The sequence below is a fragment of the Rhodococcus sp. GA1 genome (assembly GCF_024321955.1).
GTDB lineage: Bacteria > Actinomycetota > Actinomycetes > Mycobacteriales > Mycobacteriaceae > Rhodococcus > Rhodococcus pyridinivorans.
Genome location: NZ_CP097186.1, coordinates 3,679,940 through 3,699,955 on the forward strand (window position 1 = coordinate 3,679,940; position 20,016 = coordinate 3,699,955).

Below are 20,016 nucleotides of genomic sequence, written 5' to 3' on the forward strand. Positions count from 1 at the left end.
GGTGGGCTCACCATGTGGGCCGCACGGCCCTTTCCGTCGAGCGAAAAGGACGTCATGCAGGTGGAACCGCGGCCCTATGGGCGCCGTCGCGAATTGGTGTTGATCGCTCTCATCGCCCTCCTCGGACTGGTGACCACCGTGCTGCTGGTGATCCCCGGCGCGTTCGCCGCTTGACCGACCCGGCGGCCCCCGATCCGGCGACCCCTGATCCGGCAACCCCTGATCCGATGGGCACCGACCCGGCCGGGCCGCTGTTCCACGAACCCGGAGCGCGCTGGCGCACGGTCGCCATCGGCCCGCTGGTCTGCGTCGTGGCCCTCGTCGTCGAACTGTTCACCGGCCCCGTCGTGCACTGGGTCGCGCTGCCGATCATCGCGATCGTGCTCGCCGGCTTTTCCTACGTGATGGTCGTGGCTGCTCGTCGGCACGTCAGCGTCGAGCTCACCTCCACGGTCCTGCGGCAGGGCACCGAGGAACTGCCGGTCGCCGAGATCGAGGCGGTGCTGCCGCCGCCACCGGACGACCGGCGCGATCCGGAACGCTGGGAGACCGCCCGGAGCCTCGGCGAACTGGCGGATGTGCCGCGCGGCCGCAAGCCTGTCGGACTGCGGCTCATCGGAGGAACGTTCGTGCGGGCGTGGGCGAAGGACGCCGACGAGCTGCGAGCACGGCTCGGCGAGCTCGTCGGCGAACCCGGTCAGACTGCGACGTCCTGAGGTGGGACGACCGCTCCCTCGCGGTCGAGCATGGCCGAGCCGAGCAGGTAGTCGGGCACACCCAACCCGTCCACGAGCGTCAACGCGTGCGGACGCAGGCTGCGGCACCGCTCGTTGATCCCGCGTGTGACGGCCTTGGCGCGTTCGACCGACAGCAGGCGGTGCTCCATGAACCACGCCTTGTCCTCGTCGATGATCGTCAGCGCGTAGAGATCGCACAGCTCCGACAGCAGGTCGCGGGCGGTCTCGTCCTTGCAGTCCTCGATCGCGGCGACGAACGCCTCGAGCACGACTCGGTCGATGTGCGCGCGGGCGGCGTGCAGAACGTGGTCCTGCACGAAGTTGAAGGCGTCGAACGGGTTGTCCTCACGCTTCATCGCGGCCTGCAGGCGCCGGGCCGCAGTGGACAGCAGGTACTGCTCACGGTCCTCGAACATCGTCACCTGGGTGCCGCGGTCGAAGAGGCTGCCGTCCTCCTCGTTGTCCTGGCGGGTGTCGACGATCGTCTGGATGATCTGCTGCGCCGCGGTGCGCTTCTTGACGATGTCGGAGATGGTGGTCGCGGCGAAGCGCATCCACTCCACCGGGCTCATGCCCTGCACCTCGTCGGCGTAGGCCGTGAGCAGTTCCTTCGCGACCAGCTGGGTCAGGACGTGGTTGTCGCCCTCGAAGGTCGTGAACACGTCCACGTCCGCGCGCAGCGCCGTCAGCCGGTTCTCGGCCATGTAGCCGGCACCACCGCACGCCTCGCGGCACTCCTGTATCGCCCGCGACGCGTGCCAGGTGTTGGCGGCCTTGAGGCCGGCCGCGCGACCCTCGAGTTCGCGCTGTTCCTGCGCGTCGAGTTCCTGCAACGACGTCGACTGCAGCCGGTGCATCGTCGTGAGCAGCTCGTTCTGGGCGAAGCCGAGCGCGTACGAGCGGGCGATCAGCGGGAGCAGGCGCCGCTGGTGGACGAGATAGTCCATGATCGGCACCTCGCCGTCGCGCCCGGGGGCGTCGAACTGGCGACGCTTCTCGGCGTAGCGGGTGGCGATGCTCAGCGCGACCCGCGCCGCCGCACCCGCCGAGCCGCCGACGGTGATGCGCCCGCGGACCAGCGTGCCGAGCATCGTGAAGAACCGTCGGCTCGGGTTGTCGATGTCCGAGGCGTAGGTGCCGTCCGGTTCGACGTCCGCGTACTTGTCGAGCAGGTTCTCCCGGGGGATGCGCACCTGGTCGAAGACGATGCGGCCGTTGTCGACACCCGGCAGGCCGCCCTTGTAACCGCAGTCGGAGGTCGTCACACCCGGCAGGTCGTTGCCGTCCTCGTCGCGGATCGGGACGACGAAACAGTGCACACCGTGCGTCTCACCCTGCGTGACGAGCTGCGCGAAGACGGCCGCGAACCGGGCGTGCTGCGCCGCGCCACCGATGTAGTCCTTGCGGGACGACGGGGTGGGGGAGTGGATCACGAACTCCTGGGTGTCCGGATCGTAGGTCGCCGTGGTCTCGAGCGACTGCACGTCGCTGCCGTGACCCGTCTCGGTCATCGCGAAGCAGCCGAGCACGTCGAGGTCGATGAGCTGCTTGACGTACTTCTCGTGGTGCCGCTCGGTGCCGAGGTTCTCGATGGCACCGCCGAACAGGCCCCACTGCACGCCCGCCTTGACCATCAGCGACAGGTCGGACATCGCGAGCATCTCGATGGATGCGACCGCGCCGCCCGCGTCGCCCGTGCCGCCGGACTCGACGGAGAAGCCCGCCGCGGCATAGCCGTGTTCGGCGAGGATGCGCATCTGCTCGAGCGTGATGGCGCGCGCCTTGTCGGTCTCGGGGGTGTAGTGCGGTGCGAACTTCTCGTGCGCGAGATCCTTGCGTGCGCGTTCGCGTGCTTCGTGCCACGCACCGTCGAGTGCGATGCGCAGGTGTTCGGCTGTCGTCGGCATGCCTCAGACGATAGGTGCGACAAGTCACTCACGGTGTCCCTTTTTCCTGGTAAGGGAGAAAAAACACATGAGGTTTGAGGACCACTGTTTTTGGCAAATCCCGCGAAACTACGGACACTGGAAGTCGTGACTGCGACCCCCGATGCTTCGTCCACCCACGACACTCGATCCGCCGCACTCTTCCACCGGGCATCGAAGGTGACACCGGGGGGCGTCAACTCTCCGGTCCGCGCGTTCGGATCGGTCGGCGGCAATCCTCCTTTCTTCGCATCGGGATCGGGTCCGCTGCTCACCGACGTCGACGGAAAAACCTACGTCGACCTGGTGTGTTCTTGGGGCCCGATGATTCTCGGGCACGCGCATCCGGCGGTCGTCGAGGCCGTCCGATCCACCGCGCCGGCGGGTCTGTCGTTCGGTGCCCCCACCGAGGGTGAGGTCGAACTCGCCGAGGAGATCGTCGCCCGCATCGCACCCGTCGAGCAGGTCCGGCTCGTCAACTCCGGCACCGAGGCGACGATGAGCGCCGTCCGTCTCGCGCGCGGATTCACCGGACGGTCGAAGATCGTGAAGTTCGCGGGTTGTTATCACGGTCACGTCGACGCGCTGCTCGCCGACGCCGGTTCCGGCCTCGCCACCTTCGGTCTGCCCACCTCGCCCGGCGTCACGGGCGCCCAGGCGGGCGACACCATCGTCGTCCCCTACAACGACCTCGCCGCCGTGCGCGCCGCCTTCGAGGCGAACCCCGGTGAGATCGCCGCGGTCATCACCGAGGCCGCCGCCGGCAACATGGGCACCGTCCCGCCGGTGTCCGGCTTCAACGAGGGCCTGCGCGAGCTCACCCGTGAGCACGGCGCGCTGCTGATCATGGACGAGGTGATGACCGGCTTCCGCGCGAGCCCGACCGGCTGGCACGGCATCGACGGTGTCTCCGGCGACCTGATGACCTTCGGCAAGGTCATGAGCGGAGGTCTGCCCGCCGCGGCCTTCGGTGGCCGCGCCGACGTCATGGCCCATCTCGCCCCGAGCGGACCGGTCTACCAGGCCGGCACCCTGTCCGGTAATCCCGTCGCCGTGGCCGCCGGCCTCGCGAGCCTGCGTGCCGCCGACGCCGAGGTCTACGCCACCCTGGACCGCAACTCCGAGACCCTCGGGCGTCTGCTGGGGGAGGCACTCGCCGCCGAAGGGGTGCCGCACCGCGTCCAGAATGCCGGCACGCTGCTGAGCGTCTTCTTCACCGATGAGCCGGTGACGAACTACGAGCAGGCCAAGGCCGCGCAGACCTGGCGCTTCCCGGCCTTCTTCCACGCGCTGCTCGAGCGCGGCGTCTATGCACCCCCGAGTGCCTTCGAGACGTGGTTCGTCTCGTCCGCGCTCGACGACGACGCGTTCTCGCGGGTCGCCGACGCGCTGCCGCACGCCGCGCGCGCGGCCGCCGCGGCGACCGCGCCGTAGCACCGCTCTCCTGCCTGCCCAGCCCGATCCGCCCCTCCCACACCCCTCGAGGAACATCGACGTGACCGACGCCGCCCCGTCCGAGACCCGCACGATCGTGCACGTGCTCCGCCACGGAGAGGTCCACAACCCCTCCGGAATCCTCTACGGCCGCCTGTCCGGCTTCAAGCTGTCGGTGACCGGTGAGGCCCAGGCACGTGCGGTCGCGGCGTCGCTCGCCGACCACGACATCGCACACGTGGTCGCGTCCCCGCTCGAACGGGCCCAGCAGACCGCCGCCCCGATCGCGGAGAAGCACGGACTGCAGATCCGCACCGACGAGAACCTCATCGAGGCGGCCAACGACTTCGAGGGCTTGAAGGTCTCGGTCGGCGACGGTGCGCTCAGCCGCCCGCGCCACTGGTGGAAGCTGCGCGATCCGTTCACCCCTTCCTGGGGCGAGCCCTACCTGCAGATCGCCCACCGCATGCTCGCCGCCGTCCACGCGGCCCGCGTGGCCGCGGTGGGGCGGGAAGCGGTGTGCGTGAGCCACCAACTCCCGGTGTGGACGCTGCGCCGCTTCCTCGAGGGCGAGCGACTGTGGCACGACCCGCGTCGCCGCCAGTGCAGCCTCGCCTCGCTGACCTCCCTGGTCTACGAGGGTGACACCCTCGTCGACCTGGTCTACTCCGAGCCGGCCGGCGCCTCCGACCCGAACGTCCACGGCGCATGAGAAAGGTGTTCCGGGCGACGGTCGCCGCGATCTGCGGTGCCGTCCTTCTCACCTCCTGCGCCACCGGGGACGACGCCGTCGCCACCGGGGGAACGTTCGACTTCGTCTCGCCCGGCGGGCAGACCCGCATCTTCTACGACCCCCCGGCCGACCGGGGCACCCTCGGTGAGCTCACCGGCGAGGACCTCATGAACGAGGGCGAGACCATCTCCCTCGACGACTACGAGGGCCAGGTCGTCGTGCTCAACGTGTGGGGCCAGTGGTGCGCGCCGTGCCGCAGCGAAGCCGACGATCTCGAGGAGGTCTACGAGGCCACCAAAGATCTCGGGGTGCAGTTCCTCGGCATCAACGTCCGCGACAATCAGCGCGACAAGGCCCAGGACTTCGTCACCGACCAGCGGATCGGCTACCCGTCGATCTACGACCCGCCGATGCGGTCGCTGCTCGCCCTCGGCCGCAACTACCCGACCTCGGTCGTGCCGACGACGGTCGTCCTCGACCGTGAGCACCGCGTGGCTGCGGTCTACCTGACCGAACTGCTCGCCGAGGACCTGCAACCGGTCGTCGAACGGGTCGCGGCGGAACCGGATTCGGAGCAGTAACAGTGATCCTTGCGTCGGGTGTCGGGGAGACCTTCCAGAACGCGGCCCTGTCGGGTCCGCTGCTGCTGGCGATGGGCGCGTGCCTGCTCGCCGGTCTCGTCTCCTTCGCATCGCCGTGCGTCGTGCCGCTCGTTCCCGGCTATCTGTCCTACCTCGCCGGAGTGGTGGGAGCCGAAGCCCCCGCCGTCACCGCCGAGCAGGCCGGTGCCCGCACCACGACCGTCCGCAGCGACGGCCGCCTCCGGGTGGCCGGTGCCGCCGGGCTGTTCGTCCTCGGATTCACCGTGGTGTTCGTCCTCGCGACGGCCTCGGTGTTCGGGGCGATCTCCGCGCTCGCCGTCAACCGCGAACTGCTCATGCGGATCGGTGGTGTCGTCACCATCGTGATGGGTCTGGTCTTCATCGGTCTCATCCCAGTCTTGCAGCGCGACACGCGTCCGGCGCCCCGGCGCATCTCGAACCTTGCGGGAGCCCCGCTGCTCGGCGCGGTGTTCGCGCTCGGGTGGACCCCGTGCCTCGGCCCAACCCTCGCCGGCGTCATCTCGCTCGCGGCGGGCACCGAGGGCACCACCGCGGCACGCGGGGTGACGCTGATCGTTGCCTACTGCCTCGGCCTCGGGTTGCCGTTCGTCGTGCTCGCGCTCGGTTCGGCGCGGGCGCTGCGCGGGGTGGGCTGGCTGCGCACCCACGCGCGGACCGTGCAAATCGTCGGTGGCCTGATGCTCATGGCCGTCGGTATCGCTCTCGTCACCGGTGCGTGGGACCTGTTCGTGTCCTGGGTCCGTGACTCGTTCATCTCGGAAGTGACTCTGCCCGTATGACCGCGACACACACCCCGACCCCCGCACCGCAACCGTCGCCGCCGCCGCGACAGGGCGCGCTCGGACGTGCCGCGGCCTTCGTGCGGAACACCTGGCGCGGCCTGACGTCGATGCGGACTGCGCTGGTCCTGCTGTTCCTGCTCGCGCTCGCCGCGATCCCGGGCGCACTCCTGCCGCAGCGCAGCCTCAACACCCAGAAGGTCGACGAGTACATCGCGGCCCGCCCGACGCTCGGACCGATCATGGACCGGTTCGAGCTGTTCGACGTCTTCGGCAGCTTCTGGTTCACCGCCGTCTACGTGCTGCTGTTCGTCTCGCTGGTCGGCTGCATCCTGCCGCGCTGCGTCGAGCACTTCCACGCCCTGCGCACCCCGCCGGTCGCCGCGCCGCGCAACCTGCAGCGCCTGCCGCACCACACACAGACGATGGTGGCCGAGGCCCCCGCCGACGCCCTCGACCGGATCCAGAAAGAGCTGCGCGGTTGGAAGGTCGTGCGCCGCGAGGGCGGTGCCCGCGGGCGTGACGGCGAGGTGACCCTGTCCGCCGAGAAGGGTTATCTGCGCGAGGCCGGCAACCTGGTCTTCCACATCTCCCTCGTCGGGCTGCTCGTCGCCGTCGCCGCCGGCAAGCTCTTCGGTTACGAGGGGCAGCGCATCCTCGTCGCGAACGGTGAGGAGTTCTGCACCACCTCGCCCGCCTCCTTCGACTCGTTCCGCGCCGGCAGCACGCTCGACGGCACCGGTCTGAACCCCATGTGCGTGCGGGTGAACACCTTCGTCGCCGACTATCTCGACAACGGCCAGGCCGAGATGTTCACCTCCGACATCGAGTACCAGTACGGCGACGACCTCGTCACGAACACCTGGCGCGACGCGCAATTGAAGGTCAACCATCCGCTGCGGGTCGGCAGCGACCGCGTGTACCTACAGGGTCACGGTTACGCCCCGACCTTCACGGTCACCTGGCCGAACGGCGAGACCCGCACCGAAACGATGCAGTGGGCGCCCGACGACGCGACGACCTTCCTCAGCAGCGGCGCCATGCGCTTCGACCCGCCCGGTGGCATGTACCCCGACGCCGACGAGCGCCGGAAGAACCAGATCGCGATCGAGGGACTGTTCGCGCCGACGGCGTCCTTCCACGGCACGCTGCTCACATCGATCTTCCCCGCCCTGACGGACCCGGCTGTCGCCATCGACATCTACAAGGGCGACTCCGGTCTCGACACCGGCAACCCGCAGTCGCTGTTCTCGCTCAACAAGGAACTGATCAATCAGGGACGCCTCGTGAAGCAGGATCGTGTCAACCTGCGTCCGGGGGAGAGCGTGACGCTCGCCGACGGCACCGAGGTGCGATTCGACAAGGCCACCGACTTCGTCAACCTGCAGGTCTCCCACGACCCGGCTCAGCAGTGGGTGCTGGTCGCGGCGATCTTCATGATGGGCGGACTGCTCGTGTCGCTGCTGGTCAAACGACGCAGAGTGTGGGCACGCGCGTACCCGGACGGTACAGTGAGCGACGGCGAACGACGGACCGTAGTAGAGCTCGGCGGTCTCGCACGAACCGATCAGGCCGGATGGGGAGACGAGTTCGACCGGCTGGTCGAGCGCCTTCTCGGCGACGATGCACCCTCCGCCCCGGCGGCACAGGAGAAGAAGAACTGATGACAGAGAACGACACCCTCGCGCAGTACAGCGACTGGGCCTTCGAATCGGCGTTCGCGGTGCTCGTGCTGGCTCTGCTGCTGCTCATCGCCGAGTACGCGACCCACCGGGCCGACGTCGTGGCGGAGCGGGAACGCGAACTCGTGGCCGCCGGAAGGCAGCAGGCCCCCGCCGAGCGCGCGACCGGGCCGGGACGGATCGACCAGACGCCGAAGCGCACCGTGTCCCAGCGTCTCGGCAACATGGGACGCGCGCTCGTCGTCGTGGTCGCGGGCCTGCAGCTCGCCTCGATCGTCCTGCGTGGGCTGGCCACCGAGCGGTTCCCGCTCGGCAACATGTACGAGTTCGTCTCGATGGCGTGCACCGCCGCGGTGATCTTCGGGCTGATCGTCCTCCGCAAGCCGGCCTACCGGATCATGTGGGTGTACCTGGTGGTCCCCGTATTGATCCTCATGTTCCTCGCGGCGACGGTGTTGTATGCCGACGCCGCTCCCGTGGTGCCGGCCCTCCGATCGTTCTGGCTGCCGATCCACGTGACGATCATCAGCGTCGGCAGCGGCATCTTCCTCGTCTCGGGTGTCGCGAGCGTGCTGTTCCTGCTGCGCATCCGCTTCCCGAAGGGCGAGGAGCGCAGCGGTGTGTTCGCGGCGATCGCCGAGCGGCTGCCCGACGCGCAGACCCTCGACCGGCTCGCCTACCGCACCACGATCATCGGCTTCCCGCTGTTCGGCGCCGGCATCATCCTCGGGGCAATCTGGGCCGAGGCGGCGTGGGGACGCTTCTGGGGCTGGGACCCGAAGGAGACGGTCTCGTTCATCTCGTGGGTCATCTACGCCGCCTATCTGCACGCGCGTGCGACCTCCGGCTGGCGGAACACCCGCGCAGCGTGGATCAACATCGTCGGCTTCGTCACGGTGCTGTTCAACCTGTTCATCATCAACATGGTCGTGTCGGGCCTGCACTCGTACGCCGGGCTCAACTGAGGCTGCTATCGTCGCGCCGTCGTCCGTGACAGTCGACGGGGGGAGAACGCGGTGAATGGGGCCGGTAACGGGTCGTCGGGGCTCGACGGACACGCATTGGACGCGACGGCGCTGGACTCGTCGCTACTTGTACGTCCGGTCGCCGCGCCGCCGCGGAAGGGCTGGCGGCGGGTCGTCTACCGGGCGACCGGTGGTCGCGTGCACGTGGGGGAGAGTTCCCGGCAGCAACGCAAGGAGGAATCGGCCGAGCGGGTGCGTGCACCGCTGCACGGCTGCCATCGGATCGCCCTGCTGAGTCTCAAGGGCGGGGTGGGCAAGACGACCACCACGGTCACGCTCGGCTCGACCTTCGCGGAGCTGCGTGGCGATCGGATCGTCGCGGTCGATGCGAATCCGGACCGCGGGACGTTGAGTCAGAAGGTGGCCGAACAGACGCCGGCCACGGTGCGCACGCTGCTGCGCGATCAGTCGCTGCTCGAGACATATGCGGACGTGCGCGCCTACACCTCGCAGAACACGCATCGTCTCGAGGTGCTCGCCTCGGACACCGATCCGGCGGTCTCGGAGGCCTTCAGCGCCGACGACTACGAACGGACGTTGGGTCTTCTCGAGCGGTTCTACAGCATCGTGCTCACGGATTGCGGGACCGGGCTCATGCACTCCGCTATGACCGCGATCCTCGAGAACGCCGACACGCTGGTCGTCATCAGTTCCGGTTCGGTGGACGGCGCCCGCAGCGCGTCGGCCACGCTCGACTGGCTCGACGCGCACGGCTATCGCGAACTCGTCGAGCGGTCGGTGGCCGTCGTCAACGCGGTGCGGCCGAGGTCGGGCAAGGTCGACCTCGACCTCGTGGTGCGACACTTCGAACAGCGGTGCCGCGCGGTCCACGTCCTGCCCTTCGATCCCCACCTCGAAGAAGGGGCGGAGATCGACCTGGACCGGTTGCAGTCGGGTACGCGGCGCGCCCTGCTCGGACTCGCCGCGGATATCACCGACGGTTTCGCCGCGCGGTGACAGACCGCTCGGCGTAACGCGAACGGTCAGTCGCCCCGCTCCTGATCGGACTCGCCGGTGCCGTCGCCACTCCGGCGGCGGTGCACCTCGCGATCGACCTTCCACAGGAAGTCGGGATCGTCGTCCGGCCCCATCACGCGGGACGGCGGACGAGATGTGGGACCGTACGCCTTCCACAGCAGGACGGCGAGTGTCACCGCACCGATGAGTGCCAACAGATAGAGCACGTTGCACCTCCTGACCGTGGTGGTGCCGGACGAGGACGTGCCCTCGCCGTGCACCTCCGGGCCGCGGCGACCGCAGACCGGTTCGTCCACATTCTAGGTGGGAGGAACCCGGTCCGGCACGTGGGTTCCGCGGGTGGTCGGCCGAGATCCGGCAGGTGTACGCCGGAGGTGCGGATTCTGCTGTCTCGGATCAGCGTGTCGCTTCGGTCGTGAGGGAGCGGAGAAGCGCCAGGACCTCGGACTCACGGAAGCGGCGATGGCCACCGGGGGTCCGCAGCGAGCCCAATCGGCCGGCGTGGGCCCACCGGGTGACGGTCTTGGGATCCACATGGAACAGTGCCGCCACCTGGCCCGGGGTCAGCAGGGATTCCTTCGCGCCGTTGAAAGTGGGTGCGCTCATTGCGAATGTCCTCCCGGTTGTCGTGATCGTGTTGTTCGACGCGATCGAGTTGTTCGATCGGGATGTCCAAGCCCATGGTGGCACCGATACCCCTGGTTGCTCGAACGGTCTACGGTTGGTAAAGCGGAAGTAATAGACAAAACGGACGGATGTCCGACTTACGGAAATCGACGCGGAGCTCGTCGCCCGGGCGGCCGGTTAACCTGGAGTGGTGAACGACGAACGCCGGAACGAACCCTCGGATACCCCCTCCCAGCGCACTCCACACCCTCACGGTGAGGGCGCCACGGCCGCCGACGGTCAGGCGGGGGCCGGGTCTCTGATCCGGGACGTCGCGTTGTACTCGGTGGCCCGACTCGCCCTCGTGGTCGTGCTCACTCTGCTCATTCTCTACGTTCCGCGGGCATTCGGGGTGGAAATCCCCCTCCTCGTCGCGGCCCTGTTCGCCGTGCTCATCGCCCTGCCCGTCTCGCTCGTGCTCTTCGCGTCGCTTCGGCGTCGCGTCAACGTGGGCATCGCCGCGGTCGATGAGCGTCGGCGCACCGAACGCGCGGACCTCGAGAAGCGCATGCGCGGCGAGAACGGGCGGTGACGGCGACCGGTGCGGTCGTCGACCGCAGCGCACCCCGGGACTGGGTCGACAACGCGGTCCGGCTCATCGAGGCCGACGCCCAGCGCAGCGCCGACACCCACCTGCTCCGCTACCCCCTCCCCGCGGACCGGGGCATCGACCTGTACTTGAAGGACGAGTCGACGCACATCACGGGCAGCCTCAAGCACCGTCTCGCACGCTCGTTGTTCCTCTACGCCCTGTGCAACGGCTGGATCCGTGAAGGGACCCCGATCATCGAGGCGTCGTCCGGGTCCACCGCGGTCAGTGAGGCGTACTTCGCGCGACTCCTCGGCCTCGACTTCGTCGCCGTCGTACCGCGCCGCACCTCACCAGCGAAGGTCGCGCTCATCGAGGCGCAGGGCGGCCGGTGCCACTACATCGACCGCCCGCCCGAGATCTACACCGAGGCTCAGCGGCTCGCCTACGAGCTCGGGGGCTGCTACATGGACCAGTTCACGAACGCCGAGCGGGTCACCGACTGGCGGGGCAACAACAACATCGCCGAGAGCATCTACTCGCAGATGCGTCTCGAGCGTCATCCCGTGCCGGAGTGGATCGTCGTCGGCGCCGGAACCGGCGGCACGAGCGCGACCCTCGGCCGCTACATCCGCTATCGCCGTCACCGGACACGGCTGGCGGTCGTCGACCCGGAGAACTCGGCGTTCTTCGGCGGGTTCGAGACGGGATCGGCCGACTACACGACCGGCATGCCCTCGCGTATCGAGGGGATCGGACGTCCGCGCGTCGAGCCGTCCTTCGTGCCCGAGGTCGTCGACCGGATGGTGCGGGTGCCCGACGCGGCGTCCATCGCCGCCATGCGGCACGCGAGCACCGTGCTCGGACGTCGGGTGGGCGGCTCGACCGGCACGAACCTCTGGGGAGCCTTCGGCCTGATCGCCGAGATGCTCGCGGAGGGCCGTGAGGGCAGCGTCGTGACGTTGCTGTGCGATGGCGGCGAGCGCTACGCCGACACTTATTTCTCCGACGAGTGGGTCGCTGCCGAGGGGATGGACCTCGCAGGGCCGCTCGCGGTGCTGGAGAAGTTCGCGACCACCGGCGGCTGGCGCCGGTAGAGCCTTCACCACCTGCGCAGATTCCGTTTCTGTCAACCGTCGTTGACGCGCCCTCGGTGTCAACCTATATTGACAACATGAGTGAAGCCACCACCCTCGCCGCTGCCGCCGCGAGCTCCGATCCCGCAGTGGGCCTGCGCGCCGTGCGTGCCCTGCGCCGGCTGCTGGAACGGCTCGAGGAGGTCCAGGTCACGAATGCCCGTGAGCGAGGTTGGTCCTGGCAGGCCATCGCCGACGAGCTCGGTGTCAGCCGCCAGGCGGTCCATCAGAAGCACAATCGGAAGCTCAGGTGATCGACATGTTCGAACGATTCGCCGACGGTGCCAGATCCGCCGTTGTCGCAGCGCAACAGGAGGCGATCCGGGTGTGCGATCCCCGGATCGAGGCGTCGCACCTGCTCATCGGGGCCGCTGTCGCTGCGGACGAACCGCTGCGGGTCCTGCTCGCGGAGGAAGGTCTCACGGTCGACGGGCTCCGCTCCGACCGGGCCACCCGCACCGCCGACGCCCCGCTCGGTGACGAGGACGCCGCGGCGCTCGAAGCGATCGGGATCGATCTCGACGAGGTCCGGAGCCGTCTCGAAGCGGCCTTCGGCAAGGGGGTGCTCGACGGGAAGAACGCCGATCGGCGGGGCGTCGCGAACCGGCTCGGTCACATCCCGTTCGACCGGGCGGCGAAGAAGTCGCTCGAACTCGCGCTGCGGGAGGCCATCGCACGCCGCGAACGGGTCATCCGTCCCGAACACATCCTGCTCGGACTGCTGCGCAGCGACGATCCGGCGACCGGCGCCCTCGTGGAAGCGCACGTGCCGCGCGCGCAGCTCCGTCAGCGCCTGAGCGGCCACCTCGACGCCGCTGCCTGACGTCGTCGAGCCTTCGGGTGGTTACCGGGTCGGCTGCGCGGGGGCGGCGGCGAGCGGACGCCCGGCGACGAGCGGGACGACCGTCGCCGCGACGAGCAGCAGCGTGCCGACCGCGATCGTCGCGAACGGCCACCACTGACTACCCGATGTCGCCGTGACCTCCGCAGCCTGCGTGTCCGTAGCGGCCGGCGCGGTGCGCGGCAGCGCTTCGGTGGCCGACCGGACGTTGTCGGCGATGCCACCGACGACGTCGGCCACCGGCCCCACACCGTCGACCAGCTGTCCGGTGCCGTCCGTCAGGGCTCGGCCACCGTCGTCGAGGAGAACGAGGCCGTCGCGGAGCTGTCGCGAGCCGTCGGCGGCCTGCGCCATGCCCGCAACGAACTGCGCGTTCGGATCGGTGAGTTCGTAGGCGAGCTGCCGTGCGCCGTCGCGCAACTGCCCGAGCTGGGCGAGGGTGTCCGGTCCGAGGCCCTGCGTGTCGAGGGTCTCGACGAGCCCGCGCAGTCGGCCGGCCGCGCCCTGCGAGACCGGATCTGCAGACGCCCCGAGCGTGTCGGCGACAGCTGCGAGTTGCGCGGTGACGTCGCCCTGCATCTCCCCGAAACCGGAGAGCCGGTCGACCACCTCGTCGACGCCACCGCTCACCTGGCGGGCACCGTCGCCGAGCATGTCGACACCGCCGTCGAGTTGTCCGAGACCGTCGGCGAGCTGCTCCCCGCCGTCACGGGCCTGCCGGAGACCGTCGGAGAGCTGGTGGGCACCGTCGTCGAGCTGGGTGCTGCCCTCCGTCAGCTGACCGACTCCGCCGTCGAGCACCGACAGCGGCAGTCCGGCCCGCTGCAGATTGCTCCGCGCCTCGTCGACGCCGTCCGCAGAGGGACTCGGCTCTTCCGAGACGGTCGCGACCGTCGTCTGGGGGCGGTCGAGCCAGGCGAAGACCGAACCCGTGCCCACGAGGAGCAGACCGGCTACAGCGAGAAGCAGGGGGAGAAGACGTGAACGCACGCCGGCCGACGCTACCGTCCGTCGCTGAGAGGCCCCTGAGGGGGAGGGGCGATCCCGGATGGGCCCGATTTGCCCGTTACGAGACCGAGTTCGGTGTGCCACAGTGGCACCATGATTTCTCTGATACTGCGGTTGATCATCAACGCGGTCGGTCTGTGGCTCGCGGTCGAGCTGGTCGACGGGATCGACTTCACCGATCCCGCAGGCACCTCCGACACGACCCGCAAGGTCATCTCGCTCGTCGTGCTGGCCGCCATTTTCACCGTCGTCAACGCACTCGTGAAGCCGCTGGTGAAGCTGCTGTCGCTGCCGCTGGTGATCCTCACCCTCGGGCTCTTCCTGCTCGTCGTCAACGCGCTGATGCTCATGCTCACCGCGTGGCTGAGCGGATTCACCGAATACGGCCTCACGATCGACGGTTTCTGGGCGGCGCTGTGGGGCGGCGTGATCATCGCGATCGTCAACTTCGTCCTCGGCCTGGTCGTCCCGGACCGCGACTGATCCCGTCCGCCCGCGACCCGGTCCGCCGCGCCCGCGTCATGGTCAGCCGAAGGCCAGCGCGGGCGCGGTGGCTACCGCCCACACGAGCATCGCGACACCCGAATCGCTGAGCGCCGGGATCAGCGCGAGACCGAGGGCACCGGCCCGCACCGGTTTGTGCGCGCGGACCGCGAACGGTGCGGCGAGGAAGCCGGCGAGCGCCCACGGCGTCGCCGCGACCAGCACGAGCGACATCACAAACGGCACGACGACCAGCACCAGGTGGAGCGTGCGGGTCCTCGGGTCGCCCAGCTTGACCGCCAGGGTCCGCTTGCCGGTCTCCGCGTCGGTGGCGATGTCGCGGAGATTGTTCGTCACCAGGACGGCCGTCGAGATCGAGCCGACGGCGACCGCGCAGGCCAGACCCACCCAGTCGACGCGACCGGCCTGAACGAACTGGGTGCCGAGCACCGCGACCAGCCCGAAGAAGACGAAGACGCCGATCTCACCGAAGCCGCTGTAGCCGTACGGGTTCTTTCCGCCGGTGTAGTACCAGGCCCCGGCGATGCAGACCGCGCCGACGAGCACGAGCCACCAGGCGGTCGTGACGGCGAGAGCGAGTCCCGCGACGGCCGCGATGGCGAAGCACACGAACGCCGCGCGCTTGACGGCGCCGGGGCTCGCCGCCCCCGAACCCACGAGCCGCATCGGGCCGACCCGCTCGTCGTCGGTGCCGCGGATGCCGTCGGAGTAGTCGTTGGCGAAGTTCACGCCGATGATCAGTCCGAGCGCGACGACCAGTGCCAGCAGCGCCTTCCACCACACGGCCTCACCGAGCCACGCCGCAGCGCCCGTGCCCGCCAGGACGGGTGCGATCGCGTTGGGGAGGGTGCGCGGACGAGCGCCTTCGAGCCATTGACCAGCCGTTGCCATGGATCGATCTTCGCACCCGGGCCTGCCTGCCGCGTCGTGCGCACCCCGTCAGGAGAAGCGCGAGACGAGGGCGCGGCGATCGACCTTGCCCGGTCCACGCAGCGGCAGCGTGTCGACGACCTGCAGCTCACGCGGCGCAGCAGTGGGATCGAGCGTGGCCTCGACGTGGTCGCGGAGTTCGGCGAGCGTCGGCGTCGCGCCGGGGACGGGCACGACGACCGCCACGACGCGCTGACCGAGCCGGGCGTCGGGCAGACCCACCACCGCGACCTCCCGGACGGCCGGGTGCTCGACGAGCACGGCCTCGACCACCTGGGGGACCACGGTGAGCCCACCGGTCGAGATGGCCTCGTCGAGCCGTCCCAGGATGCGCAGGACCCCGTCGTCGAGCATGCCCGCGTCGTCGGTGCGGAACCAGCCGGGTTCGGCGAAGGCAGGATGGTCGGGCAGGTTCCGGTAGCCCGAGGCGAGCGTGGCGCCGCCGAGCCACACCCGCGAGTCGCCGTCGACGCGCACGTACACGCCGTCGAGCGGCACGCCGTCGTAGACGCAGCCGCCGCAGGTCTCGCTCATGCCGTAAGTGCGCACGACGGTGATGCCGGCCGCGCGGGCGCGCTCGAGGATTGGCACGGGAGTCGCGGCCCCACCGAGCAGGATCGCGTCGAGGCGGGCGAGCGCCGCGGTGGCGTCGGGATGGTCGAGGGCCTTGATCAGCTGCGTGGGAACCATCGAGCTGTACCGGCGGGGGCCCGGCACGGCGTCCACCGCCGCCGGCAGATCCGCAGGATCGAAACCGGCGGACACGTCGACGACGACGGGTTCGGTTCCGGAGAGCAGGCTGCGCAGCAGCACCTGCATGCCCGCGATGTGATGGGCGGGCAGGGCCAGGAGCCACGAGCCCGTCCCGCCCAGCCGGGCGTGGGTGGCGTCGCCGCTCGCGCGCAGCGCCTGCGCGGACAACATGGCTCCCTTCGGGGTCCCGGTCGTGCCGGAGGTCGCGACCACCAGTCCCACGCCGTCCGCGACGGGTTCACCGGGGCTCAGTGCGGCGGTGAGTCGGAGCGTCTCCCGCTCGTCCCCGGCGGGGACGGGAAGCAGCGCCGGTCCGTCACCGTCGAGCATGCGCTGCAGGGTGGGCAGCACGGAGCGGACGGCGGACCCGGCAGGGACGGGCAGGAGCTCGAGCGTGGTCACAGATCGTATTGTGTCGTGTCCCATCCGCCTGCCTCGAGCTGGCGGCGGACCCGGTCCACATCGTCGGGCGACGGCATGTTGTTGGTGATCCTGCTGACCAGGACCGCGATGTCGATGCGGTTGATCGAGAGGTCACCGTCCTCGACCAAGGTGTCGGCGACCTGGGCGACCTCCTCGTCGGACAGGCGCCGCGCGAGCAGTGCGAACAGGGGTACGTAGTCCTGTTCCGGTACCCCTTCGGGGTAGCCGGCGCGGAGCCACTCGACGATGGAAGCGAGAAACGGCGGGAGAGCCACCCGTCACTCCGATCAGAAGATGTCGATGCCGAACGTTCCGGCGAGGAAATCGGACGCCAGCAGGAGGATTCCCGCCAGGATCGCGCAGGCGACCACGGCGAAGCACAACACCGCAGCGGTCCGCGCCACGGGAGTCGGTAGGCCGTCGCTGCCCCGACCGGTGTCGAGCGCGCGGACCCCCAGGGCGAACAGGGAGGGCAGGCCGGCGCCGAGCAGCAGGCCCACGAGAACGACCTGCCAGAGGGAATCGAGGGTGTGCGTCAACAGGTTCACGAGCGTCCTTCCCCGCTGACCGTTGCGGAGGCACCCGGCGCCGGGGCCGGCTTGTCGTCCCAGTCGGCGGTGACATTGGAGGCGTCGACGGGCTGCCGGCGCGAGCGCAGCCACATGAACAGGGCCAGGGCGCACAGGATCGCGAACACGCCGAGCACGCCGGGCATGCCGCCGATGAGGTGGGCGAGCGCCCAGCAGATCGCTCCGACGACCGCGGCGCACGGCAGGGTGATGACCCACGCGACGACCATCCGTCGCGCCACCGACCAGCGCACCTCGGCGCCCTTGGTGCCCAGACCCGTTCCGAGGATCGACCCCGTGGCGACGTGCGTGGTCGACAGCGGCAGACCGAAATGACTCGAGGTGAGGATGATGGCGGCCGACGACGACTCGGCGGCCAGGCCCTGCGGCGGGGCGATCTCGACGAGACCCTTGCCCAGCGTGCGGATGATACGCCAGCCACCGAGATAGGTGCCGAGTGCGATCGCGACGGCACAGGCGACCTTCACCCAGAACGGCATCGCGGTGTCGGCGGTGATGGTGCCGTGGGCGACGAGGGCCAGGAAGATCACGCCCATCGTCTTCTGCGCGTCGTTGGTGCCGTGCGCGAGGGACATCAGGGACGCCGTGCCGATCTGTCCCAGCCGGAAGCCGCGGTCGCGGTGCTCGGTGGAGACGGAACGGGTCAGGCGGTGAATCGACCAGATGCCCACCGTGGACACGAGCGCCGCGATGACGGGCGCAAGCACGGCGGGGATCAGGACCTTGCCCAGGACTCCGTCCCACACGACGCCCTGGACACCGATCGACGCCAGTGCAGCGCCGACGAGACCGCCGAACAGAGCGTGCGACGAGCTGGACGGCAGGCCGAACAGCCAGGTCGAGATGTTCCAGAGGATCGCTCCGACCAGACCGGCGAAGACGATGAGCAATAGATCGGTACCGCCGACGGTGTCGAGGTCGACGACACCCTTCGCGACGGTCGCGGCGACTTCCACGGACAGGAAGGCGCCGACGAGGTTGAGGGTTGCGGACAAAGTGACCGCGGTCTTGGGTTTGAGGGCGCCGGTGGCGATGGATGTCGCCATGGCATTGCCGGTGTCGTGGAAGCCGTTGGTGAAATCGAAAGCGAGGGCAGTGACGACCACCACCAGGAGCACGACGAACTCTGCGGTCACGTCTGTCGATTGTGGGGTAGCGGGCAGGTGAATGTACAGCGACGGGGATGTGAATTCTGCGCCTCGCCGTCACGCCCGACCGGTTCTTTCGGACTCCGACCATGAGCGGAGTGCAGAGCAGACCGCACAGCTTGTGTGCAAGATCACCGGCGTCGCGCGACTGCCTCCGGCCGTGCCCGGGTACCTCCGTTCGTCAACGGAGGTCGCGCCGCAAGGGATGGTCCTCGGGGATCTGCACCAGGACGATCGGGATCCCCTCGGGATCCGCGATCCACAGCTCGCGCAGTCCCCACGGCTCCTGCTTCGCACCCCGGACGATGCGCACGCCCTTCAGCGCCAGTTCGGCCTCGGCGTCGTAGACGTCGCGCACCTGGAGCCACAGGGCGCCGTGGAACATTTCGTCGCTGTCGTCGGATCGGCCGTGCGCGGCGATCTCGATGAGCGACTGCCCCGCGAAGAAGACGGTTCCGCCGGGATACTCGCGGGCGATCGCCAGTCCCAGCGTCGAACCGTAGAACTCGAGGGCGGCCTCGGGGTCGCGCGGACGGAGGATGGTGCGGCTGCTGAGGATCTCCACGGTCACTGTTCCTCGGCCGGGCAGGCCTCGTGATGGCGGCGGCCGTGCGTGCGCCGCGATTCCTTCATCTCGGCCTCGAACAGATGGCGCCGGCCCTCCACGAGTTCGTCGCGCACCTGCTTCTCGAAAGTGCGGAAGTCCGACCAGTAGCCGTCGTCGAACTCCTCGACGAGCTGGAAGGTCCAGCGACCCTCGGCGATGTTGCGTCCGATGATCTCGGTGCCGAGCCGCTCGGCGATCTCGTCGTGCCCGGCCTCGCGGAACAACTCCTCGGCGTCGCCGGTGAGCAGATCGGCGCGGCCCATCAGCTGGTGGAAGGCATAGAGATGGCCTCGCGCCTGCTCGACGGTCTCGAGGGCCTCGGACAGTTTGCCGGTCGCTTTCACAGTGGCGTCGGAGACGCCTTCCGGGCGGGTGTGGGCGGTTCGCGGACTCTGGCGATCGGTCATGTCCCACAGTGTGCCCGAGAGCACACGGTTCGAACGTAACTGAACATATGTGTTTGACGAAGCTTTCGATGGGACATTACTGACGGCAACGGTGCCCATGACAGCGCCGGCCTGCCACAGCGGATCCGACGCAGCCGTTACCGCGGCTGCGCGGCACCGCCGACAACGAGTGAGGAGAACTGCCATGGCGACCGACTACGACGCTCCCCGCACCACCGACATCCTGGGCGGCGGTGGCACTGCCCTGGACGAGCTGGACATCAAGCCCACCGCGGCCGCCGACACCGACGAGGGCGAGATCCTCGAGACCCTCGACCTGCCCGGCGCCGACCTCTCGGCACTGTCGGCGGAGGAGCTCTCGGTGCAGGTCCTGCCGAAGCAGTCGGACGAGTTCACCTGCATGGGCTGCTTCCTCGTCCAGCACCACAGCCGTCGCGCGACGGGCGACGGCGAGCAGGCCTACTGCCGCGACTGCGTCTGACCTTCCGTCGGACGACTCCTCCCTGCGCGGCGAACCGGGCTTTGCACCTGCTGTAGCAGGGGCGAAGCCCGGTTCGC

Annotated in this window: 25 protein-coding genes; 14 read left to right on the forward strand and 11 right to left on the reverse strand. The window is 69.3% G+C overall.

The window, feature by feature from the left end; all coding sequences use genetic code 11:
- Nucleotides 1–227: 227 nt before the first annotated feature.
- The gene (locus M3330_RS17410) at nt 228–716 is read left to right on the forward strand and encodes a hypothetical protein (protein WP_006552334.1); all 489 of its coding nucleotides are present in this window, start codon (nt 228–230) and stop codon (nt 714–716) included.
- Here M3330_RS17410 and M3330_RS17415 read toward each other — a convergent pair.
- Complete coding sequence (locus tag M3330_RS17415) at nt 698–2,644, reverse strand: acyl-CoA dehydrogenase (protein ID WP_024101715.1); 1,947 nt, start codon at nt 2,642–2,644, stop codon at nt 698–700. The two genes, M3330_RS17410 and M3330_RS17415, sit on opposite strands and share 19 nt — an antisense overlap.
- Before the next feature lie 126 nt (nt 2,645–2,770).
- Here M3330_RS17415 and hemL point away from each other — a divergent pair, with 126 nt between their 5' ends.
- The 7 genes from hemL to M3330_RS17450 all read left to right on the forward strand — a co-directional run bounded on the left by hemL (nt 2,771) and on the right by M3330_RS17450 (nt 9,895).
- Nucleotides 2,771–4,096 carry a glutamate-1-semialdehyde 2,1-aminomutase gene (gene hemL, locus M3330_RS17420; protein ID WP_024101714.1) on the forward strand — a complete coding sequence of 442 codons (1,326 nt, stop codon included), beginning with the start codon at nt 2,771–2,773 and terminating at the stop codon, nt 4,094–4,096.
- A gap of 61 nt (nt 4,097–4,157) precedes the next feature.
- Nucleotides 4,158–4,808, forward strand: a complete 651-nt coding sequence (locus M3330_RS17425) for a histidine phosphatase family protein (RefSeq protein WP_006552331.1) — start codon at nt 4,158–4,160, stop codon at nt 4,806–4,808.
- Nucleotides 4,805–5,410 (forward strand): TlpA disulfide reductase family protein, encoded by a 606-nt coding sequence (locus M3330_RS17430; RefSeq protein ID WP_006552330.1) that lies wholly within the window; start codon nt 4,805–4,807, stop codon nt 5,408–5,410. The genes M3330_RS17425 and M3330_RS17430 overlap by 4 nt, the downstream gene beginning before the upstream one ends.
- A 2-nt stretch (nt 5,411–5,412) precedes the next feature.
- Nucleotides 5,413–6,231: a cytochrome c biogenesis CcdA family protein gene (locus tag M3330_RS17435; protein WP_006552329.1), complete on the forward strand. Its 819-nt coding sequence runs from the start codon at nt 5,413–5,415 to the stop codon at nt 6,229–6,231.
- Nucleotides 6,228–7,895: a cytochrome c biogenesis protein ResB gene (locus tag M3330_RS17440; RefSeq protein ID WP_255025681.1), complete on the forward strand. Its 1,668-nt coding sequence runs from the start codon at nt 6,228–6,230 to the stop codon at nt 7,893–7,895. The genes M3330_RS17435 and M3330_RS17440 overlap by 4 nt, the downstream gene beginning before the upstream one ends.
- Nucleotides 7,895–8,878 (forward strand): c-type cytochrome biogenesis protein CcsB, encoded by a 984-nt coding sequence (gene ccsB / locus M3330_RS17445; protein ID WP_006552326.1) that lies wholly within the window; start codon nt 7,895–7,897, stop codon nt 8,876–8,878. The genes M3330_RS17440 and ccsB overlap by 1 nt, the downstream gene beginning before the upstream one ends.
- A gap of 51 nt (nt 8,879–8,929) precedes the next feature.
- Complete coding sequence (locus tag M3330_RS17450) at nt 8,930–9,895, forward strand: MinD/ParA family protein (protein ID WP_121208893.1); 966 nt, start codon at nt 8,930–8,932, stop codon at nt 9,893–9,895.
- A 26-nt stretch (nt 9,896–9,921) separates the two neighbouring features.
- Here M3330_RS17450 and M3330_RS17455 read toward each other — a convergent pair whose 3' ends face one another.
- Complete coding sequence (locus tag M3330_RS17455; protein ID WP_024101710.1) at nt 9,922–10,122, reverse strand: hypothetical protein; 201 nt, start codon at nt 10,120–10,122, stop codon at nt 9,922–9,924.
- Between the two features lie 190 nt (nt 10,123–10,312).
- Entirely contained in the window at nt 10,313–10,522 is a 210-nt protein-coding gene (locus tag M3330_RS17460) for a BldC family transcriptional regulator (RefSeq protein ID WP_006552323.1), read from the reverse strand.
- A gap of 208 nt (nt 10,523–10,730) precedes the next feature.
- On the opposite strand from M3330_RS17460, the gene M3330_RS17465 reads away from it, so the two are divergent.
- From M3330_RS17465 to M3330_RS17480, 4 genes are all read left to right on the forward strand, one after another.
- Nucleotides 10,731–11,114 carry a DUF4229 domain-containing protein gene (locus M3330_RS17465; RefSeq protein ID WP_006552322.1) on the forward strand — a complete coding sequence of 128 codons (384 nt, stop codon included), beginning with the start codon at nt 10,731–10,733 and terminating at the stop codon, nt 11,112–11,114.
- A complete protein-coding gene (locus M3330_RS17470) occupies nt 11,111–12,208 on the forward strand; it encodes a PLP-dependent cysteine synthase family protein (RefSeq protein WP_255025683.1) in 1,098 nt (365 codons plus the stop codon). The genes M3330_RS17465 and M3330_RS17470 overlap by 4 nt, the downstream gene beginning before the upstream one ends.
- Nucleotides 12,209–12,285: 77 nt before the next feature.
- Entirely contained in the window at nt 12,286–12,501 is a 216-nt protein-coding gene (locus M3330_RS17475) for an HTH domain-containing protein (RefSeq protein WP_255025684.1), read from the forward strand.
- A 5-nt stretch (nt 12,502–12,506) separates the two neighbouring features.
- Nucleotides 12,507–13,070, forward strand: a complete 564-nt coding sequence (locus M3330_RS17480; protein ID WP_255025686.1) for a Clp protease N-terminal domain-containing protein — start codon at nt 12,507–12,509, stop codon at nt 13,068–13,070.
- A 21-nt stretch (nt 13,071–13,091) separates the two neighbouring features.
- Here the strand turns inward: M3330_RS17480 and M3330_RS17485 are convergent, their stop codons facing one another.
- Entirely contained in the window at nt 13,092–14,078 is a 987-nt protein-coding gene (locus M3330_RS17485; protein WP_255025688.1) for a hypothetical protein, read from the reverse strand.
- 111 nt (nt 14,079–14,189) lie between these two features.
- Here M3330_RS17485 and M3330_RS17490 point away from each other — a divergent pair, with 111 nt between their 5' ends.
- The gene (locus tag M3330_RS17490; protein WP_033096110.1) at nt 14,190–14,579 is read left to right on the forward strand and encodes a phage holin family protein; all 390 of its coding nucleotides are present in this window, start codon (nt 14,190–14,192) and stop codon (nt 14,577–14,579) included.
- A gap of 42 nt (nt 14,580–14,621) precedes the next feature.
- Here M3330_RS17490 and M3330_RS17495 read toward each other — a convergent pair whose 3' ends face one another.
- From M3330_RS17495 to M3330_RS17525, 7 genes are all read right to left on the reverse strand, one after another.
- Nucleotides 14,622–15,491 carry a 1,4-dihydroxy-2-naphthoate polyprenyltransferase gene (locus M3330_RS17495; protein WP_193902475.1) on the reverse strand — a complete coding sequence of 290 codons (870 nt, stop codon included), beginning with the start codon at nt 15,489–15,491 and terminating at the stop codon, nt 14,622–14,624.
- Between the two features lie 48 nt (nt 15,492–15,539).
- Nucleotides 15,540–16,685 (reverse strand): o-succinylbenzoate--CoA ligase, encoded by a 1,146-nt coding sequence (gene menE / locus M3330_RS17500; protein ID WP_255025693.1) that lies wholly within the window; start codon nt 16,683–16,685, stop codon nt 15,540–15,542.
- Nucleotides 16,682–16,981, reverse strand: a complete 300-nt coding sequence (locus M3330_RS17505; RefSeq protein WP_024101704.1) for a DUF3349 domain-containing protein — start codon at nt 16,979–16,981, stop codon at nt 16,682–16,684. Before M3330_RS17505 ends, menE begins: the two co-directional genes overlap by 4 nt.
- Before the next feature lie 12 nt (nt 16,982–16,993).
- A complete protein-coding gene (locus M3330_RS17510; protein WP_024101703.1) occupies nt 16,994–17,254 on the reverse strand; it encodes a hypothetical protein in 261 nt (86 codons plus the stop codon).
- On the reverse strand, nt 17,251–18,432 hold the full coding sequence (locus tag M3330_RS17515; RefSeq protein ID WP_071935519.1) for an inorganic phosphate transporter: 1,182 nt from the start codon (nt 18,430–18,432) through the stop codon (nt 17,251–17,253). Before M3330_RS17515 ends, M3330_RS17510 begins: the two co-directional genes overlap by 4 nt.
- Nucleotides 18,433–18,625: 193 nt before the next feature.
- Entirely contained in the window at nt 18,626–19,009 is a 384-nt protein-coding gene (locus M3330_RS17520; RefSeq protein ID WP_024101701.1) for a VOC family protein, read from the reverse strand.
- Nucleotides 19,010–19,011: 2 nt separating this feature from the next.
- Nucleotides 19,012–19,458: a hypothetical protein gene (locus M3330_RS17525; RefSeq protein WP_071936453.1), complete on the reverse strand. Its 447-nt coding sequence runs from the start codon at nt 19,456–19,458 to the stop codon at nt 19,012–19,014.
- 184 nt (nt 19,459–19,642) lie between these two features.
- Between M3330_RS17525 and M3330_RS17530 the strand changes: the two genes are divergently transcribed.
- Entirely contained in the window at nt 19,643–19,939 is a 297-nt protein-coding gene (locus M3330_RS17530) for a DUF4193 domain-containing protein (RefSeq protein ID WP_024101699.1), read from the forward strand.
- The last annotated feature ends 77 nt before the right edge of the window (nt 19,940–20,016 follow it).

Coding starts and splice junctions, on each gene's coding strand:
- M3330_RS17410 (WP_006552334.1), top strand. CDS start 228: ATGGGCACCGACCCGGCCGGGCCGCTGTTCCACGAACCCGGAGCGCGC.
- M3330_RS17415 (WP_024101715.1), bottom strand. CDS start 2,644: ATGCCGACGACAGCCGAACACCTGCGCATCGCACTCGACGGTGCGTGG.
- M3330_RS17430 (WP_006552330.1), top strand. CDS start 4,805: ATGAGAAAGGTGTTCCGGGCGACGGTCGCCGCGATCTGCGGTGCCGTC.
- M3330_RS17440 (WP_255025681.1), top strand. CDS start 6,228: ATGACCGCGACACACACCCCGACCCCCGCACCGCAACCGTCGCCGCCG.
- ccsB (WP_006552326.1), top strand. CDS start 7,895: ATGACAGAGAACGACACCCTCGCGCAGTACAGCGACTGGGCCTTCGAA.
- M3330_RS17460 (WP_006552323.1), bottom strand. CDS start 10,522: ATGAGCGCACCCACTTTCAACGGCGCGAAGGAATCCCTGCTGACCCCG.
- M3330_RS17475 (WP_255025684.1), top strand. CDS start 12,286: ATGAGTGAAGCCACCACCCTCGCCGCTGCCGCCGCGAGCTCCGATCCC.
- M3330_RS17480 (WP_255025686.1), top strand. CDS start 12,507: ATGTTCGAACGATTCGCCGACGGTGCCAGATCCGCCGTTGTCGCAGCG.
- M3330_RS17490 (WP_033096110.1), top strand. CDS start 14,190: ATGATTTCTCTGATACTGCGGTTGATCATCAACGCGGTCGGTCTGTGG.
- M3330_RS17495 (WP_193902475.1), bottom strand. CDS start 15,491: ATGGCAACGGCTGGTCAATGGCTCGAAGGCGCTCGTCCGCGCACCCTC.
- M3330_RS17525 (WP_071936453.1), bottom strand. CDS start 19,458: ATGACCGATCGCCAGAGTCCGCGAACCGCCCACACCCGCCCGGAAGGC.
- M3330_RS17530 (WP_024101699.1), top strand. CDS start 19,643: ATGGCGACCGACTACGACGCTCCCCGCACCACCGACATCCTGGGCGGC.